Genomic DNA, 17,719 nt, shown 5'->3' with positions numbered 1-17,719 from the left:
TCACCACCTGAATTCTTACCGTATGATGACCTTATTTCTTTTATTCAAAAACAAAAAAGCCAAAGAAAGAGTGTAAGAGGAACTCTTTCGTGGCTTCCGAATGATTTTGAATATCGGAAATTCATGCACGAGGTTGCCTCTCTTTTTCCGCTTGCGAGGTTAGCTGTCGGGTTCGGGCGAAAGAGAGCCGCCCTATCTCCGGTCACCCGCTCATGGCGGATGCCCTTGAATTCACCCCGAGACCCAAAGAAGAAATCAAATAGTGCTTCGCAAATGCATCCGCTGCTTTTGGGTCAGCGAACGATGCGCATCAGCTACTTACACTGATGTTTAAGCCCTATTGGTTCCCCCGCTCTCCGTTAACGGAGACTCAGCGAGATCGGTTCATGAAAAGTATTGTTGTGTCATCGGAAAGTGTCCCTTTGTTCATCCCCCGAACATCTGTCCAATTTTCCTCACAACAATTCACTGAAAAGATGATATCCTGTTTCGATGCATGTTGTAAAGCGTTGTTCAAGTACGTTTTTCTAAATATTTGGTTAAAATATTGTAATATTCTTCATTTATTTGGATCAAAAAGCAAATTCGCTCCGTCTACCTCTCTTTTTCACCGCATTTGCTTCGTTTTTTAACGAATCCCAAATCGTTCCATGGCATTTTTGGTCGTTATTGCAGCAATTTCCTCTACCGAAATGCCTTTAATTTCCGCAGCTGCTTCTGCAACCAGACGTACATGCGCTGTTTCGTTTCGTTTTCCACGATAAGGATGTGGTGTAAGATATGGGGAGTCGGTTTCAATGAAAAATCGGTCCATTGGCACCTTCGCCAGTACCTCTTTTGGCTGCTTGGCGTTTTTGAACGTAATTGGTCCACCGAAGGATAGATGGAACCCTAGATCCAGACAGAGTTTTGCCGTTTCCCAGCTTCCTGAGAAAGAGTGCATCACACCCCCGACTTCTCCTGCTTTCTCTTCACGCAAAATTCTGACAATATCTTCATGAGCATCGCGATTATGAATGACAATAGGCATATTGAGTTCACGAGCCAGTCCGATCTGTTGTCTTAAAACACGATGCTGCACATCCTTCGGTGAAGTGTCCCAATAATAATCCAGGCCAATTTCGCCTATGGCAACGACTTTTTCATGTTTGCACAGAGACGCAATCCACTCGAGATCGCCCTCCTGCATCGTAATGGCATCCTGAGGATGCCAGCCTACAGCAGCATATATAAAATCATACGTTTCGGCAAGCTTCATCGTGGATGGAATGGTCTCCCGGTTGAAACCAACATTGATCATACGGCCAACCCCGGCGTCAACAGCACGTTGAATCATCTCCTCGCGGTCCTCGTCGAATTGCGGTGCATCCAGGTGTGTATGTGTGTCGAATAACATCATTTGTATTTCTCCCTTCCTGTCGAATAACTGTTTTCGATCCCAATCAAAATTCTATAAAATGCACTCATTTTATCATCATCATTTGATTTTTCAGAGTACAACATGTGGAATTAACAAATTTAATTTCTACTATATATAGGAGCCCTTCTCACCTTAATTTGTTCAAAAAAAGTGTACATTACAAAATTATGTCGATCTACATATACTCTCCATTAAAGCAGATTACTGTATCATGATAATATCTCGAAATAGAAACTCTTTCTGCCATAGCTAATTTGTAATAATTTTACTCCTCACAGCTCACTTCATGATCATGAGAAGTATGGGCGAATATGAGATGGCAGCTCGTGAATGATGGCGTCCACCTTGTTTTGCGGATAGTACAGATGATGCTTACCCCGATGTATTCCGCTGATTGAACGGACGATGTCCGAAACCTCGGATAATTCATGCAACTTGTCCTGTCTATCCAGCAGCAGAATCTGTTTGTCTGTTGATTCATCCGGACGAAAAACATCATACGGAAGATCCGTCGGAAAATCAATTTCCAGGTCATATTCGGAATGAAGACCAGCTTTGGCAAAGGCATCCCGAATTTCTTCAATCGTTTCCACATCGATCTGTTCAACCTCTACATACTTATACAACCTGCGATCCATAAAACGTTCGCATAACTCGCTTAGAACAGAATCGTTCTCTTTACGCCACTGCATGAATGTGGTCTGGATTAAAGCCTCATCCAATTGCAGATATTCATCAACAGAGAGCACTCCTGCAAACAGCTGCGGCAACGGCTCCAGCATGAAACGGAATGGGAACCCCTGCTTTACCAGCTCTTTTGCACGCTTAAATATTTGTCTCAGAATAATTTCGGAGCTTCGGGTCACCGGATGGAAGTAAATTTGCCAGTACATCTGGTAACGTGACATCAAATAATCTTCTACGGCATGCATACCGGATTCCTTGACTACAATTCTTCCGTGATAAGGACGAAGCATTCGCAGAATGCGGTCAAGGTCGATGGTTCCGTAGTTTACACCTGTAAAGTAAGCATCCCGAAGCAAATAGTCCATCCGGTCTGCATCAAGCGGGCTAGTGACCAAATTCACGACGATTGGCTTTTCATATGTTTTCTGAATTACAGATGCCACCTTCTCCGGGAAATCGGGAGCATACCGTCTCAGGATCGCCCCCACCTCGGTATCGCCAAGAATAATTCGGCAGGTCCAGTCCTCATGATTCATGTCGAAGGCTTCTTCAATGGAGTGAGAGAATGGCCCGTGACCCAAGTCATGTAATAATGCAGCGCAGAGAGCAACGGCTTTTTCTTCCTTAGGCCAATCGGAGTAGTGACTTCTTTCAAATTGAGAGATAATCTTCCGTGTAATTTCATAAACGCCCAATGAGTGTGAAAACCGGCTGTGTTCAGCACCGTGAAAAGTCAGATAGGATGTTCCCAATTGACGGATCCGTCGCAAGCGCTGAAACTCTGGGGTATTGATCAACTGCCATATTATCGGATCTTGCACATGAATATAATTATGTACCGGATCTTTAAACACTTTCTCTTCGGTTAAACGCTGTTCCATGTCGCTTCGCTCCCTTGTTTTTGAGTTGTATTTGTCGCTTTCAGCCTTAATTAGCCCAATTATTCGACACATAATGACGAATTTTGTCGAATAAGGTACTTTTAATGTTTTCCAAATCGACAAACCTGACATTGAGGTTTAAATATGAAAAATCGCCCTTAACCCCTTGCCAACCGTAATCTTATCAAAAACAGCCTTAATTTTAAGCTAATTTTAAGGTTGACTGTTTTGGGAATCGTTGGTATGATGAGTATCATAAAACATAAAATAATGTCGAATAATGACAAAGATAAGTAGCTGAGAGGAGCACTGATTATAATGATGAAATCAACAGGTATTGTTAGAAAAGTAGACGAACTGGGACGGGTAGTTATTCCAATCGAATTGCGCCGTACACTGGGTATCGGTGAAAAAGATGCTCTGGAAATCTATGTTGACGGTGAGCGCATCATGTTGAAAAAATACGAGCCAGCTTGTATCTTCTGTGGTAACGCTGAGAACGTTACATACTTCAAAGGTAAAATTGTTTGTAACGAATGTATTTCCGAAATTCCTGCACCTGTGACAAAATAAGAAATTTCAGGTATAATGGACTTATTGAATTGTTAATTCTAACCTTTTTATATTCCTTACTTGCCTTCCCGGTGTGAACCCCACCGTTGGAAGGTCTTTTTTTTATTACCCCATTTGGGACAAACCCTGATGCAGCTCATCTATAACTTGGAAAGCGGCGAAAAATCCAAAAAAAATTTTTACACCGCCTTGGGCTTTTAATATTTCGCTAAGGTTTCCAATAAGAAACTTTTCAGGTTATGTTCCCCTATTTAACCGTATGTTTGGATCATGCAGAGGATTAGATCAGCGCGTTATATACATCACGTTTCGTTAACCCTCGGTCTGCTGCTGTTTTTTTCATCGCATCTTTGCGGTGAAGTCCTTCGCCTTCATAGTGGCTGACGTGCTCCTCCAGGGACAATGGCTGCCACCAGGCTTCACGCTCTGCTTTACGCTCCTGTTCCTTAATGCCTTCTACAAGCAAACAGTACTCTCCAAGCGGCGGATGCTCCTCCAGCCAGTCTATGCACTCGCGAACCGTGCCACGTGCAAATTCCTCATGTCGCTTCGTCAGCTCACGAGCCAGCACAACCGAACGATCCCCCAGAATTTCTTCCAGATTGACCAACGTTTTGCGAATACGATGCGGAGACTCATAAAACAACAAGGTACCGTTAGATTCGTCAAAACCCTCCAGCACTTTTCGCATATCCTTTTTCTCGCGCGGCAAAAAGCCGCCGAACGTAAAGCGTTCCGTCGGTAGTCCGGATACAATTAGAGCAGACAATGCTGCATTGGCACCCGGAATCGGAATAACATGAATTCCTGCCTCAATGGCTAGTTGTACCAGATCAGAACCCGGGTCTGAAATGGCTGGCAAACCAGCATCGCTGACCAGTGCCAAATTTTTTCCTTCTATTATATAGCGTATCAGTTCAGGGCCACTTGCCGCCTTATTATGTTCATGATAACTAAACAACATGGAAGGGGTGATCTCAAAATGAGTGAGCAGCTTTCGGGTTTGCCTTGTATCTTCTGCCGCAATAATATCACAACTCTGCAGTGTCTTAATTGCTCGAAATGTCATATCATCCAGATTCCCAATCGGTGTTCCAACCAAATATAATTTACCCTGACCATCATGGGTTTCCGTATAACTTTTTTGAATGTGCAGTGTCACTTACACTCCTCCTTCCGTAGTACCCGTTGGTTGTTGTGATCCGTAATAAATATCCATAATTTCATCACAGTAGGTTCCTTCTTCATTGTAGACAATGAGGGGCGGAAGCATGCGCACTTCGGGTTTGCCATCCTTCAGCGCTTCGATTAACACCATATTGGCTTCGAGGTGAGCGCGTGGATGAACCATTCGGATCCGCTTCGGCTCAAGCCTGTACTCCCTCATCAGAGAGATAATCTCCCCGAGCCGTTGAGGGCGGTGAACCATGGATACCTTTCCTCCATTACGCACGAGACGATTACATGCCTGAATTACTTCCTCCAATGTACATCCCAACTCATGACGTGCCATGGCTTGGTGTGTATTCATTTTAAGGTCACTTCCATTCAGCGGCATATATGGCGGATTCACAGTAATCGCGTCATAGACAGCATGTCCTGTCCGTTTCACCAGTTCCCGCAGGTCGCCTTCATGAATTGTGATCGATTGGTCCAGAGCATTCAGCTTCACGCTTCTCCGTGCCATATCAGCCAGCCTTGGCTGAATCTCGATTCCTTCCAGGGTAGCCTGCGTACGCGTTGTCAGCAGAATGGGAACAACCCCATTTCCTGTACATAAATCGAGTACACGGCCTCGTTTAGGAACAGAAGCAAATCGTGCTAGCAATACGGCATCCATGGAAAAACTGAATACTTCATCACTTTGGATGATTCTCAAATCATGAGAGAGCAGATCATCAATCCGTTCTGATTCATGCAAAATTACTTCTTTAGCTTCATTGGCTGTCATATGATACGTTCATCCTCCGGTACTCTATATCGCATTTTAGCTTTAGTTTAGGTCTATAACCTTGAAAAAAAACCGTAGGGGATCTTCCCTACGGTCACTTCATTTATTCAAAAAAGACAGGCAGAACAGACAATCGCCTTCCGTCCGCAAATGTCCGTAATAGACATTGCAGATATGGAATCCTTCGTGATACAGCCGGGCCAGATTATCATATCCTTCACCTACCACATCTTCACCTGTAGCTGGACCTGCCGGTCTAGCAGCTGGGGCCAGAGCAGATGAAACAGGCAGATCTACCGGAGCCTCACGCTTGAGCAGTTTGCGTAGCTGCTCATTCTCAATCGTAAGCCGCTGATTATCTTCAAGCAGCTCTTTGACAATCATTTTTAACTCTCCTAAATCACTGTGCAACTGACCCAATTGGGTTTCCATTTCATGAATGTGCGTAAACAGATTTTTCTTTTCCAAGTTTCCACCCCGAAGCAACCTTTATGGTTTACTTGATAACGACGTCATCCAGCGGAAGTTCTTTGACTTTACTGATGTCGAACAGTTGAACATGGACTGTGCGATTACCGGCATTGATGCCGACAACTTTCCCTTCACCCATAGAGGTGACGACCAACTTGCCTACAGCCGGCAGTTCTTCTCTCACACTTTCATAGTTATCATGCTCAAATTTCAGACAGCACATGAGTCTTCCGCACAACCCTGAAATTTTCGTCGGATTCAGTGACAGGCTCTGATCTTTGGCCATCTTGATGGATACCGGCTCAAAGTCTCCCAGCCAGGAAGAACAGCATAATACACGGCCGCAAGGTCCGATTCCTCCAAGCATCTTGGCCTCATCCCGTACACCAATCTGCCGCAGCTCGATCCGTGTCCTGAAAATGCTTGCCAGATCCTTAACCAGCTCCCGGAAATCCACTCTTCCTTCAGCTGTAAAATAAAAAATGATCTTGTTGCGATCAAACGTAAATTCCACATCGACCAGCTTCATCTTGAGGCCATGGTCTTTGATTTTATTTAAACAAGTACCGAATGCTTCTTTGGCTGCCCGCTTGTTCTCATCCACCACACGGGCATCTGTATCTCCCGCAACCCGAATGACCTTTTTGAGTGGCAGCACCACATCGGACTCGCTTACTTCCTTCTTGCCAACAACTACCTTACCGTACTCTACCCCCCGCGCTGTCTCCACGATAACGCAGTTTTCTTTCTCAATGGGAAGGTCCAGGGGATCGAAGTAATAAATTTTGCCCGCTTTTTTGAAACGGACACCCACTACACTATACAAAAAATTAACCCCCTTGTAAGCCAATCCCACTTCGTCTGAAGCCCTGTCTTCTTAGGAACCCTCCGAAGTAATAACCGTTTGCATATGAATGGAACAAAAACTGTCCTCTCCCCAGCCTTATGCCAAACCGATCAAAAATTGCTCCAGACAAAGCTGGCCATTGACGTTGAAACGCAATTTTTTTCTGCATGCTGCGGCCAAATCCATATAGGACACCCACTGCTCCGTGCTGCGGGTATTAGCCAACTGAGACAGCATGTCCAACTGATCTATAAAAACGATATGTTCATGCCTACCGTGCTGGACATACAGCATATCCCTAAACCATAAATGGAATAGACTTAGCATAACATCCAGATGTTCTGAGAGTCCGGTTTTAAAAAGCTTCTGCTGTGCAGAGATTAATGATGTGCTGCCTCTGCCCAGGGACTCCTTCCCTAATTGTAACATTACGTTTCTAATTTCTGCAAACCAATTCTGCTGGAGAATTTCTCTACATGATTCGAGTCCTGACGCCAAATGAACCGCTGAACGTGCAAGATTGGCCGGATGCCCCTCCGCAATCAAAGCTTGCAGCATTTCTTCAGGATTCAGTGCACTGAAAGGAACAAGCTGTGAGCGTGAGCGGATGGTCGGCAGCATGGCTTGGCCATTATCGGTAATCAGAATTCCTACCGCAGGCACCTGCGGCTCTTCCAGGAACTTCAGCAGACTATTCGCTGCCTGTACGGTCATTTTTTCTGCCTGTTCTATAATATAAACTTTGGGATGGCCAGCCTCTGAACGGTATGAGAAAATACGCTGCAGATCCCGAATCTGATCAATTTTAATATTGTTTCCATCTGGTGCAAGCATCGTTAAATCCGGATGATTACCATGCTCGACCTTACGGCACTCCAGACATTGTCCGCAGGCATCATCTTCAAGCTCTGTACAGAATATGGCTTTGGCAAACGTGACCGCTGTCTTAAGCTGCCCGCTACCTGCTGGCCCGCTGAACAAATACGCATGGCTGATTGCCTGGCGTCTCAAGCTGCTCTGCAACATCTGCTTGGCTGCCTGCTGACCCATAATTTGTTGAAAGGACATACTTCCTCCTCAGAAGCTTAAATTAATAAGCATTCCCCGAATTTCTCCTACTTGTTGTAATAACGTGATCTTACCTTCTTCTGTTTCGAGCAGTTCATCAGCCATGGATAACAGCGCAGAGTCGATTTCATCAATTAACTTGTATCTTTTGCCTCTGCCCCGTCGATCCCATCCTCTGGTCTCTTTCATGGATACACCCCGGCGAACCGTTTCTTCCAGAAATCTTTTGACAAGCTGCTTGTATGCTTTCAGTTCACGAATCGTCATGGAACGAGCCAAGCGATCGCCCTGCATCTGAATTTCACTTAGTCGGCGGTTAAGCTCGGCTTGTGAGGCTCGTTCGCCCTGGTGGTTCATCATGTCAGAGAAGCTTTTGGATTGAACCGGTTTGGAACTGGAGTCAGTAGAATTGATTCCGCTCTGCATCGGTCTAAATCCAGGATTGATTTTCATCGATATGCCCGCTTTCTATTATAGTAGACCATCGACCATCAGCACAGTGCGCGCTGCGCCTGTGCGTGGAAGATACCCTTGTATGAGTCTCTATATATAATGGTAGATAAAACTTGCCACCATTAACCTGCTTGGTAATCAACTTCCGCCCGAAAGAAAGCATTCCCTTCATAAGATGGCCTAATTTCGGACGGAAAGCGCCGATTCCTGCTATCAGGAAGGACGCATATAAGTCGCCTAAGAACACTAGCAATCATTTTGCATCATAGACACAAAACGCATGATTAGAAGTGTTCAAAACGATCCACTGGCAGAACAAACACAGTAGCTCCGCCCACTTGGACTTCAACAGGCAGCGGCAGGTAAGAGTCGGTTGTTCCGCTCATCGGTGTGACCGGAGTCACGAGCTGTTCACGAACCTTACAGCTGCTGCGAATGACATTCATTACGGACTCGACTTGACCATCATCGACACCGATCATAAACGTCGTGTTGCCTGCCTTCAAAAATCCACCGGTACTGGCCAATTTCGTTGCCCGAAAATTAGCTTTGACCAATGCGCTGGATAATCGGTTGCTGTCTTTATCCTGTATAATCGCAACAATCAGTTTCATCCTGCATAACCTCCTTCAGAATAAGCACCTTAGAAATGCCCTGTCTATATATTAGACAATTACTCGCCAAAATCCTTCAAAATCCCTGTCTCCAGCGACAAAATCAATGCTGCTGCGACTTCATCAGGCTGTCTGGAAGCATCAATAACCTGGATTCGTTCCGGGAATTGTTCCTTTAAAAGGAAGTACCCTTCCCTAACCTTACGATGGAATTCCAGACTCTCTAGATCGAGACGGTTTACCTCACGTCCATCGTGGGCATCGATCCGGGCAAGACCTGCTTCAGGCTCGATGTCCAGATATAGTGTAACATCCGGCATGAGCTCACCTATTGCGAACCGGTTAATGGCCCAGACATTCTCTATTCCGAGCCCGCGTGCATAACCTTGATATGCCAGACTGCTGTCGACAAAGCGGTCGCAGATGACCGTCTTGCCTTCCTTGAGCGCCGGTTCCACTTTCTCGGCTAAATGCTGGCTGCGTGCAGCTGCATAGAGCAGTGCTTCGGTACGCGCATCCATTGCCGTATGGAGAGGGTCAAGGATAATAGCACGTATTTTCTCCGCGATCTCGATCCCGCCAGGTTCCCGAGTAACTACGTAAGGTATACCCTGTTCCTCGAAGTAAGAACCCAATCTGCTGATCATCGTCGTTTTACCGGACCCTTCTCCCCCCTCCAACGTAATGAATTTACCTCTGCCCTGCATATGCTTCCCTGCTTTCTATGTCGATAATGGCATCTTACTCTGCTGTGAATGTTATATGGCTCTGATCTTTCTACTTCAGATTATGAAATGACACGCCCAGAGGTGTATGTTCATGATCATGGTATCGTCGCTTGGGCCATATTGTACAAGCTTCTTACTATAATACTATACATGATCAAGCGATAGCGGTCAGCTATTCCGCCAATATTTTCAATAGAGATAACCGGTCAACCATAGATAATGGATACCCATAAGGGAAGGAACAATGATCCGGCTATCGCACTGACAATCATGGAGACGGAGCTTAATGCTACAGCATTCTCGCCATATTCAAAAGATCTGGCCATACCAAGTGCATGAGAAGCTGAACCGAGTCCAATGCCATAGGCACTATTATCCTTTATTCGAATCCATTTCATCATCAGCGGCCCAAGTAAAATCCCCGAAAAACCGGCAATCATTACAAATAAGGACGTAAATGAAGCATTGCCTCCTGCCTGATCTGCCAACTGGATGGCAACAGGTGTAGTGACTGACTTTGGCAGTAAGGCGATCACGATATCTTTGGGGTAACCAAGCAGCAGAGCTACCGATGCTCCGGTAAACATCCCTACGATGCTTCCTCCAAGCGTACCACCCAGAATGGGAATGACGTTCCGTTTCAGCACATCCATGTGTTTGGATAAAGGGAAGGCTAAGGAAACGACCGCAGGCCCCAGAAGATCCTGTATCCATTTGCCACCCAGCATATAGGTATCCAGTTTAATTCCTGTAATAAGCAGAATGACTACAATGACTGCCGTTGTTGTGAGTACTGGCATGAGAATAGGCCACTTTATCCGCTTATATAAACGAGTCGCCGGGATATACAAGGCCACAGTCAGAGCAATCATAGCTATTCCGATGATGAATGCTGACATGGGATCGCCTCCTTCTTGTCTCGATGCGATCTTATCCACGTCATGAGCCACTCACCAATTTTGGCAGATAGCAAGCAAGTGATTAGGGTACTGAGGATCAATCCCAACACAAGCAGGATTGTACTTGCAGTAAAAAAATCAAAGTGATTAATGATGCCTACCGTAGGTGGGATAAACAATAACTGCAGATTGGACTGGAGCCAGGATGAACCTTCATTTCCCCAGCTGATTCTGATCCAACCCATTTGAATGACCATGAACAATAGCAGCATGCCCACAATGCTGCCTGTTAAAGGTAGATGTAATATAGACTGTATCCAGGTTCCTATCCAATAAAAGCCATACATTAACATGACTTGCAGGACTATTCCTGTATATTTCTTTATCGGAATATCCAAAATAATTCCCTTCTTTCTTATGTTCAGACCGCACATGATGTCTTAGATGTTACGAATAATAGAATGATTGAGTGATGAGTTAATGAAAGAAAGAGTTAGTGAATAAAGTTAGTGAGTACGTAATGAGTAGTAAGTATCATCCCCACACTTTTTGGTTTAACTTCACTTCTGCCCTTCCTTTATGATCTTCAATGATCGAAGAGTACCATCCGCTGCGCCATGAAACCTCGCACCTTCGTCCCTCAGAAGCTGTATACGTTTTACTGCAGCAGGACTTATTCGTTCCCCGGCATATAGAATTGGGATTCCAGGAGGATAAGGAATAATCATCTCAGCGGATCGATAGCCTGCACAGTGTTCCAGTTTAACTTCTGCTGTATCTTTTTCTGATATAGATTGCAAGGAAAACGAAATAGGCTCTGAGACGGTCTCCACGGACGTATCTTGTAAATTGTTCCACGTGGAAATATAGTGAACTGCCTTCTTCGCAGCTTGCGCTGATGACTCATTCAAGCCTTGCCTAAGCTCATTCTCATTAGCCTGACTAATGTGCTCTAACGCATGCAGCAGGTGCTCAGCGTCACTTAACGTTGAGCCAAGGCTGAAGAGCAGGACGACGTACCGTTCGTCGCTCATCTCGGGCACGCAGCCGTATGCTTCCAGCTGCTGCTGCAGCCCATAACCGCTCAGTACCCCCGCCCCGTCATATATGACGGCTTTGAACGGGTCCTGAGCGGTATAGCCCGCGGCAGATGCCATCGCCGCCGCGGTAGGTGCTGTGGGCCGCCCCGATGCATCGGCGGCCTGTTTACCGCCAGCAGCCGGCTCTGCCTCGGCTGGCGGCTCTTGCTGCAGCGCCTGCACAGGCTGCAGCAGCTTCAAGCGCGGCAGCTCTGCAAGGCCGCGCTTGAAGGCATCCACGGCGGCAAGCCCCGCCGTGAAGGTGTCTGCGCCCTGCACTTGCAGCAGCCGGCGCGCAAGATCAAGCGAAGCCATCACAGGGTATGATGGGCTTGAGCTCTGCACCATGGCCAGGCGCTGCCTCAGCAGGGACCGATTCAACAACGGTCCCTGAATGTGCAGCATGGCTCCCATGGTGAAGGCAGACAGCATCTTATGGGTCGACTGCACCACCCCGTCCGCTCCGCATGACAGGGCTGAAGCAGGCAGCTCTGGATGCTGTCCATAATGCGCGCCATGCGCTTCATCCACGAGCAGTGGCATGCCAGCAGCGTGGCATATGTCGGCTATAGGCGTCAGATCAGCGCCCATGCCGTAATAATTCGGCAAAGTAACAAGTACCCCCTTTGCCTCAGGATATGCCTGGACAGCAGCCTTAACCGTCTGTGCCGACGGCATAACGGCAAGTCCGCTGGATGGATCAACATGCGGCTCCAGAAATACAGCTCTGGCGCCAGCAAGCATCAGACCATGAATGACTGATTTATGTACATTACGTTGGACAAGCACGATACTTTGTGGCTCATCACACACTGTAAGCAGCATAGCCAAATTACCAGCCGTACTGCCGCCCACAAGAAAGAAGCTCTCCTCCGCACCAAAACAATCAGCAGCCAGCTGTTGAGCTCCCAGAATCACCCCTTCTGGATGATGCAGATCATCCGTACCGGTTATTTCCGTTACATCCAACTGCATCATGTCCAGAAAGGCCTCCGTTGGCATAACATCAGAACTTTCGTGCTGCTTCCTATTTTCTGGATTCATTAAACCTCGATAAGCTTGTCCATTCTTATGCCCAGGCACATGAAAAGAACGATTCCCCGAATCCTGGTAATGAAGCAGAGCCTCGTACAAAGGAGCATGATATGGTTTGTATTTCATAGAATTACCTTCCTATATAATCATTAAATTTGGATTCACATTTGCTCTTTAACTTCCTATTATAATAATGGCTCTTTTGCGAACTGTCCCTCTCTCAATTAGGTATTCAGTGAAAAGCACAAGATTACTCTTCTTCTGCTCCTCATTTTTATTATATCAGTCTTTTTGCCGAATCCACGGCTCTTCCTGATCCTCTGTTCTATAATCCCCTATATAAAACAGAAAAAGGCCCTATGGGCCCCTGAATACACCTACATCAATGGATATTTCGGCTTATGGTCATTATGCGTTTTTTTGCACCCAAATCTGTTTCATTTGGTGTATAAAATAATTGTATTTGGCATCCTGTGCATCAGTATGAACCATCTCTGCTTCGCAAGCATCGCATATAAATTCAGATACAATAAAAATGCCTTCTCTTTTTTTCTGTTCGCAGATAATACATGTGTGTTCGGTATGTTCTTCCATCAACCATCCCACCTTGTTTTACGTTTACTATCAGTATTGCACAGTTTCTATTATTTTAAACCTTTTCATAGTGCTTTCTTTCTGTAAAATATATATATTCGCCCACCCCCCATTGGGTGTCTGTACCGATTCAAAAGTTCAACAAATCGCATACCGCTCGTACTTTTCTGCACGGATGCTTCCCGTATGGTTATATCCTCCCTCTTATGACTAAAAACTAATATTCTATAATCTTAAAAAAACTTTGATTTTCAGCCGATATATAATACATCAGAACCTGACAGCCAGGATGTTCGTGGATATACTTGTATGAGGTCTCCTACTCCTAAACTTGTACATCATCCCTATAGCGCTTCCAAGGTTCCTATACGCATATGGATCATTTGCATGACAACAACGTAAAAGCATACGTCCACACCCGAAACGTGATCCCAGAAGGAGGATTTGTAATCGTATGACCGCTGAACCGGAGAATAAAGCTACATTTTATCAATACCGGCTTCTGAAAAAAAAGGCTATTGCCCGCAGTGTCATCTACAGCTATCTGAGCTTGCCTATCATTATGCTCTTCTTTAATTTACTGGCATTCTCCTGGACCGGCCTCTTCTTTTTTCTGCTGGCAGGGCCGATCACCCTATGGATTCATTACGTCATTGCCAGAACCGTATTGCTTCTGGTTCGTGCCTCTTATGCCAAACGCTGGCGCTGGAACTTCCACATGCCTTGGCTAGGTTATATTCCGGATCAGCACTTTAGCTACCGTATGTTTGTCAGAGTACATTTGAACATGAGCTGGATTGGACTATGTATCATTACGGTTTGCTTGATCTGGTCTCCGCTGTCCTTCACGCTATCACTGATTTTCTGGCATCTGTGGCTGCTCTTCCCTCGTCTGTACGTGGTTATGATTCTCTCACGTGAACGCAAAGACGGATTAATTAAACTAAATGAAGAGGACGTTTCGTACTATCTGCAATAACGTCTTTACCTCTTTTATGAAAAAGTAATATGCACGAGTGCTATACATAAAACATGCTCCCAACTTGACTTAGAAAATGAACTATGATCTTCGTAAGCCATCGAGCATTCTCCTACTCTTTAACAACGAACAAGGTTATCCACTGTGGATAACCTTGTTCGTTCTAGGTTACCTTCCTTTTATCCACAGCATGGGTACAAGCTATCAAGGTTATCCCCACATATTTTATTCCCGTTTCTATCCTCTACCTATTGATCAGACATTGTAGCCGTTTAAACGGTACCCCATTAAGCAGTATACCTACTTCTCTTCGCCGCAAACCTATTCTCAGTTCATGTCTTTACGCATTATCTAGTGTCTTGCTCTCCCATAACTGAGATCCGTACAAGCTCATAAATGCTGCTTTATGATCCTCCCTCTTATATAGGAGTATCGACTTCCATGGAGCCCATGGAGTACGTGCAGTAACTAGGCAGCTTATGAAGCTCAACGCATCTTATCTTAGGCCAGGTTCTAGAAAGGAATCCATTAGACTCCTACAGCAACGTACAGTATCTCCTCTTCCTGAAATAAAAAAAGCCCCCGTAGACTTACGGGAACTTGTATCGTCTGAACATTACAATGTTACAAAACAAACCGTACTCTTACTCTTCATCGTCAGCAAGGGATTTCACCGTTGTTGTCGCAGTATCATTCCGAGGTACCATTAGCGTAAAGAATCCATCATGTACAGCTAGATGCACAATATGCCCCTCTTTAGCAAACACACGAAGAGAGTTTGAGGTATTTGATGTACTCTTGGCTTGTGTCTCCGTCCAGCCCCAGCTTTTAATCTCGTCTAGATATACTTCAGGCAAGCTGGTACTTTCACTAATACCAGACAATGTATATCGAACATAGTCCATCTCCGAATTGTTTCCGGATTGGTCCGATTTATTCGCTACTTTCGGTACAGGGAAACTCTTCTCGTTGACTGCGCCTTCATATGAAGTCCAGGAAGGTCCAGCATCACCGCATCCTGTAAGCACACCCAACAAACCAATCATAAGAAATGAATAAAGCCCAAGTCTCCGCCAACTTAACACACACACCCTCCTTTTCACAGCTGCACATTTCACAGCTCTGTGGTCAGGTACTTTTAGCATATTTAACATAGTCCTATTATACTGATTTCCTACTTATATTCTGTAACAATACTGTTACCTTCTGATGACGCTTGCATTCGCTTAATACAGCTTTAAAAACAAATAAAAACCACCACCGAGTATCTTCGGCAGTGGTTCTTTGCTTGGCAGCGTCCTACTCTCCCAGGACCCTTCGGTCCAAGTACCATCGGCGCTAGAGGGCTTAACGGTCGTGTTCGGGATGGGTACGTGTGGAACCCCTCCGCCATCGCCACCAAACGATGCTGCTATACTCAGAGATCATTCTCTGAAAACTAGATCCGAAACGAAACTTGCGACTAAAACCTGCAATTTGGATAAGCCCTCGACCGATTAGTACTGGTCAGCTCCATGCATTACTGCACTTCCACCCCCAGCCTATCTACCTCGTCGTCTTCAAGGGGTCTTACATACTGGGAAATCTCATCTTGAGGGGGGCTTCACGCTTAGATGCTTTCAGCGCTTATCCCGTCCGTACATAGCTACCCAGCGGTGCTCCTGGCGGAACAACTGGTACACCAGCGGTACGTCCATCCCGGTCCTCTCGTACTAAGGACAGCTCCTCTCAAATTTCCTACGCCCACGACAGATAGGGACCGAACTGTCTCACGACGTTCTGAACCCAGCTCGCGTACCGCTTTAATGGGCGAACAGCCCAACCCTTGGGACCTACTTCAGCCCCAGGATGCGATGAGCCGACATCGAGGTGCCAAACCTCCCCGTCGATGTGGACTCTTGGGGGAGATAAGCCTGTTATCCCCAGGGTAGCTTTTATCCGTTGAGCGATGGCCCTTCCATGCGGTACCACCGGATCACTAAGCCCGACTTTCGTCCCTGCTCGACTTGTAGGTCTCGCAGTCAAGCTCCCTTATGCCTTTGCACTCTTCGAATGATTTCCAACCATTCTGAGGGAACCTTTGGGCGCCTCCGTTACTCTTTAGGAGGCGACCGCCCCAGTCAAACTGCCCACCTGACACTGTCCCCGTACCCGCTAAGGGCACCAGGTTAGAACCTAGATACGATCAGGGTGGTATCCCAACGGTGCCTCCACGCAAGCTGGCGCTCACGCTTCAAAGGCTCCCACCTATCCTGTACAGATCGTACCCAAATTCAATATCAAGCTGCAGTAAAGCTCCATGGGGTCTTTCCGTCTTGTCGCGGGTAACCTGCATCTTCACAGGTATTAAAATTTCACCGGATCTCTCGTTGAGACAGCGCCCAAGTCGTTACGCCATTCGTGCGGGTCAGAATTTACCTGACAAGGAATTTCGCTACCTTAGGACCGTTATAGTTACGGCCGCCGTTTACTGGGGCTTCGGTTCACAGCTTCGGGATTGCTCCCTAACCGCTCCCCTTAACCTTCCAGCACCGGGCAGGCGTCAGCCCGTATACTTCGCCTTACGGCTTCGCACAGACCTGTGTTTTTGCTAAACAGTCGCTTGGGCCTTTTCACTGCGGCCCCCTCGTGCTATTCACACTACCGGGGCACCCCTTCTCCCGAAGTTACGGGGTCATTTTGCCGAGTTCCTTAACGAGAGTTCTTCCGCGCGCCTTAGAATTCTCTTCTCGCCTACCTGTGTCGGTTTGCGGTACGGGCACCTTCATCTGGCTAGAGGCTTTTCTTGGCAGTGTGAGATCATGACCTTCGCTACTGTAATTTTCACTCCCCATCACAGCTCAGCCTTAGATGTGCGGATTTGCCTACACATCAGCCTTACTGCTTGGACAGACATCCATCAGTCTGCGTCACTACCCTACTGCGTCCCCCCATCGCTCGTAACGATTTACGGTGGTACAGGAATTTCGACCTGTTGTCCTTCGACTACGCCTTTCGGCCTCGCCTTAGGTCCCGACTTACCCTGAGCGGACGAGCCTTCCTCAGGAACCCTTAGGCTTTCGGCGGATCAGATTCTCACTGATCTTTTCGTTACTCATACCGGCATTCTCACTTGTATAATGTCCAGCGCTCCTTACGGTACACCTTCAACCCTTATACAACGCTCCCCTACCCCTGATCATAAGATCAAGCCATAGCTTCGGTGGTGTGTTTAGCCCCGTTACATTTTCGGCGCAGAGTCACTCGACCAGTGAGCTATTACGCACTCTTTCAATGGTGGCTGCTTCTAAGCCAACATCCTGGTTGTCTGTGCAACTCCACATCCTTTCCCACTTAACACACACTTGGGGACCTTAGCTGATGGTCTGGGCTGTTTCCCTTTTGACAATGGATCTTAGCACTCACTGTCTGACTCCCGGAAGTAAGTCTATGGCATTCGG

The 17,719-nt window shown here is 46.3% G+C and carries 17 protein-coding genes, 2 rRNA genes and 1 riboswitch (1 of these 20 cut by a window edge); of the genes, 2 read left to right on the top strand and 17 right to left on the bottom strand.

The window, feature by feature from the left end:
* Window positions 1-132 precede the first annotated feature (132 nt).
* A riboswitch (cyclic di-AMP (ydaO/yuaA leader) is annotated at window positions 133-386 on the bottom strand.
* Window positions 387-628: 242 nt separating this feature from the next.
* Together F4V51_RS00145 and F4V51_RS00140 are read right to left on the bottom strand one after the other, a co-directional pair.
* Window positions 629-1,399, bottom strand: a complete 771-nt coding sequence (locus F4V51_RS00145; protein ID WP_193725063.1) for a TatD family hydrolase — start codon at window positions 1,397-1,399, stop codon at window positions 629-631.
* Window positions 1,400-1,710: 311 nt separating this feature from the next.
* The gene (locus F4V51_RS00140) at window positions 1,711-2,988 is read right to left on the bottom strand and encodes an HD domain-containing protein (protein WP_153976421.1); all 1,278 of its coding nucleotides are present in this window, start codon (window positions 2,986-2,988) and stop codon (window positions 1,711-1,713) included.
* Between the two features lie 318 nt (window positions 2,989-3,306).
* Here F4V51_RS00140 and F4V51_RS00135 point away from each other — a divergent pair, with 318 nt between their 5' ends.
* Entirely contained in the window at window positions 3,307-3,561 is a 255-nt protein-coding gene (locus F4V51_RS00135; protein ID WP_024633700.1) for an AbrB/MazE/SpoVT family DNA-binding domain-containing protein, read from the top strand.
* 280 nt (window positions 3,562-3,841) lie between these two features.
* Here F4V51_RS00135 and rsmI read toward each other — a convergent pair whose 3' ends face one another.
* The 12 genes from rsmI to F4V51_RS00075 form a co-directional block, all read right to left on the bottom strand.
* Window positions 3,842-4,723: a 16S rRNA (cytidine(1402)-2'-O)-methyltransferase gene (gene rsmI / locus F4V51_RS00130; protein ID WP_153976420.1), complete on the bottom strand. Its 882-nt coding sequence runs from the start codon at window positions 4,721-4,723 to the stop codon at window positions 3,842-3,844.
* The gene (locus F4V51_RS00125) at window positions 4,724-5,512 is read right to left on the bottom strand and encodes a tRNA1(Val) (adenine(37)-N6)-methyltransferase (RefSeq protein ID WP_153976419.1); all 789 of its coding nucleotides are present in this window, start codon (window positions 5,510-5,512) and stop codon (window positions 4,724-4,726) included. It lies immediately after the preceding gene.
* A 99-nt stretch (window positions 5,513-5,611) separates the two neighbouring features.
* Window positions 5,612-5,980 carry a DNA replication initiation control protein YabA gene (yabA, locus tag F4V51_RS00120; RefSeq protein ID WP_095293343.1) on the bottom strand — a complete coding sequence of 123 codons (369 nt, stop codon included), beginning with the start codon at window positions 5,978-5,980 and terminating at the stop codon, window positions 5,612-5,614.
* Window positions 5,981-6,008: 28 nt separating this feature from the next.
* Window positions 6,009-6,809, bottom strand: a complete 801-nt coding sequence (locus F4V51_RS00115; RefSeq protein WP_095293342.1) for a PSP1 domain-containing protein — start codon at window positions 6,807-6,809, stop codon at window positions 6,009-6,011.
* A 117-nt stretch (window positions 6,810-6,926) separates the two neighbouring features.
* A complete protein-coding gene (gene holB, locus F4V51_RS00110; RefSeq protein WP_153976418.1) occupies window positions 6,927-7,898 on the bottom strand; it encodes a DNA polymerase III subunit delta' in 972 nt (323 codons plus the stop codon).
* Window positions 7,899-7,907: 9 nt separating this feature from the next.
* A complete protein-coding gene (locus tag F4V51_RS00105) occupies window positions 7,908-8,351 on the bottom strand; it encodes a YaaR family protein (protein WP_153976417.1) in 444 nt (147 codons plus the stop codon).
* Window positions 8,352-8,635: 284 nt separating this feature from the next.
* On the bottom strand, window positions 8,636-8,965 hold the full coding sequence (locus F4V51_RS00100; protein WP_017691391.1) for a cyclic-di-AMP receptor: 330 nt from the start codon (window positions 8,963-8,965) through the stop codon (window positions 8,636-8,638).
* A gap of 59 nt (window positions 8,966-9,024) precedes the next feature.
* The gene (gene tmk, locus F4V51_RS00095) at window positions 9,025-9,672 is read right to left on the bottom strand and encodes a dTMP kinase (protein ID WP_153976416.1); all 648 of its coding nucleotides are present in this window, start codon (window positions 9,670-9,672) and stop codon (window positions 9,025-9,027) included.
* Window positions 9,673-9,899: 227 nt separating this feature from the next.
* A complete protein-coding gene (locus tag F4V51_RS00090; RefSeq protein ID WP_153976415.1) occupies window positions 9,900-10,592 on the bottom strand; it encodes an LrgB family protein in 693 nt (230 codons plus the stop codon).
* The gene (locus F4V51_RS29445; RefSeq protein ID WP_227780169.1) at window positions 10,568-10,939 is read right to left on the bottom strand and encodes a CidA/LrgA family protein; all 372 of its coding nucleotides are present in this window, start codon (window positions 10,937-10,939) and stop codon (window positions 10,568-10,570) included. Before F4V51_RS29445 ends, F4V51_RS00090 begins: the two co-directional genes overlap by 25 nt.
* 213 nt (window positions 10,940-11,152) lie before the next feature.
* Window positions 11,153-12,832, bottom strand: coding sequence for an aminotransferase class I/II-fold pyridoxal phosphate-dependent enzyme (locus F4V51_RS00080; protein WP_153976413.1), 1,680 nt, complete (start codon window positions 12,830-12,832; stop codon window positions 11,153-11,155).
* 282 nt (window positions 12,833-13,114) lie between these two features.
* Window positions 13,115-13,300: a sigma factor G inhibitor Gin gene (locus F4V51_RS00075; RefSeq protein ID WP_095293335.1), complete on the bottom strand. Its 186-nt coding sequence runs from the start codon at window positions 13,298-13,300 to the stop codon at window positions 13,115-13,117.
* Window positions 13,301-13,754: 454 nt separating this feature from the next.
* On the opposite strand from F4V51_RS00075, the gene F4V51_RS00070 reads away from it, so the two are divergent.
* Complete coding sequence (locus tag F4V51_RS00070; protein ID WP_153976412.1) at window positions 13,755-14,279, top strand: hypothetical protein; 525 nt, start codon at window positions 13,755-13,757, stop codon at window positions 14,277-14,279.
* 644 nt (window positions 14,280-14,923) lie between these two features.
* On the opposite strand, the gene F4V51_RS00065 is transcribed toward F4V51_RS00070, so the two are convergent.
* The 3 genes from F4V51_RS00065 to F4V51_RS00055 form a co-directional block, all read right to left on the bottom strand.
* On the bottom strand, window positions 14,924-15,364 hold the full coding sequence (locus F4V51_RS00065; protein WP_236146670.1) for a hypothetical protein: 441 nt from the start codon (window positions 15,362-15,364) through the stop codon (window positions 14,924-14,926).
* 201 nt (window positions 15,365-15,565) lie between these two features.
* Window positions 15,566-15,682 (bottom strand): 5S ribosomal RNA (rrf, locus tag F4V51_RS00060).
* A 73-nt stretch (window positions 15,683-15,755) separates the two neighbouring features.
* Window positions 15,756-17,719: ribosomal RNA gene (locus F4V51_RS00055) — 23S ribosomal RNA — on the bottom strand; it runs 962 nt beyond the window's last position.

It is taken from the genome of Paenibacillus xylanilyticus, from assembly GCF_009664365.1.
Classification (GTDB): domain Bacteria; phylum Bacillota; class Bacilli; order Paenibacillales; family Paenibacillaceae; genus Paenibacillus; species Paenibacillus xylanilyticus_A.
Note: the sequence above shows the minus strand (reverse complement) of the source record. Positions and strands in the feature narration are given on the sequence as shown.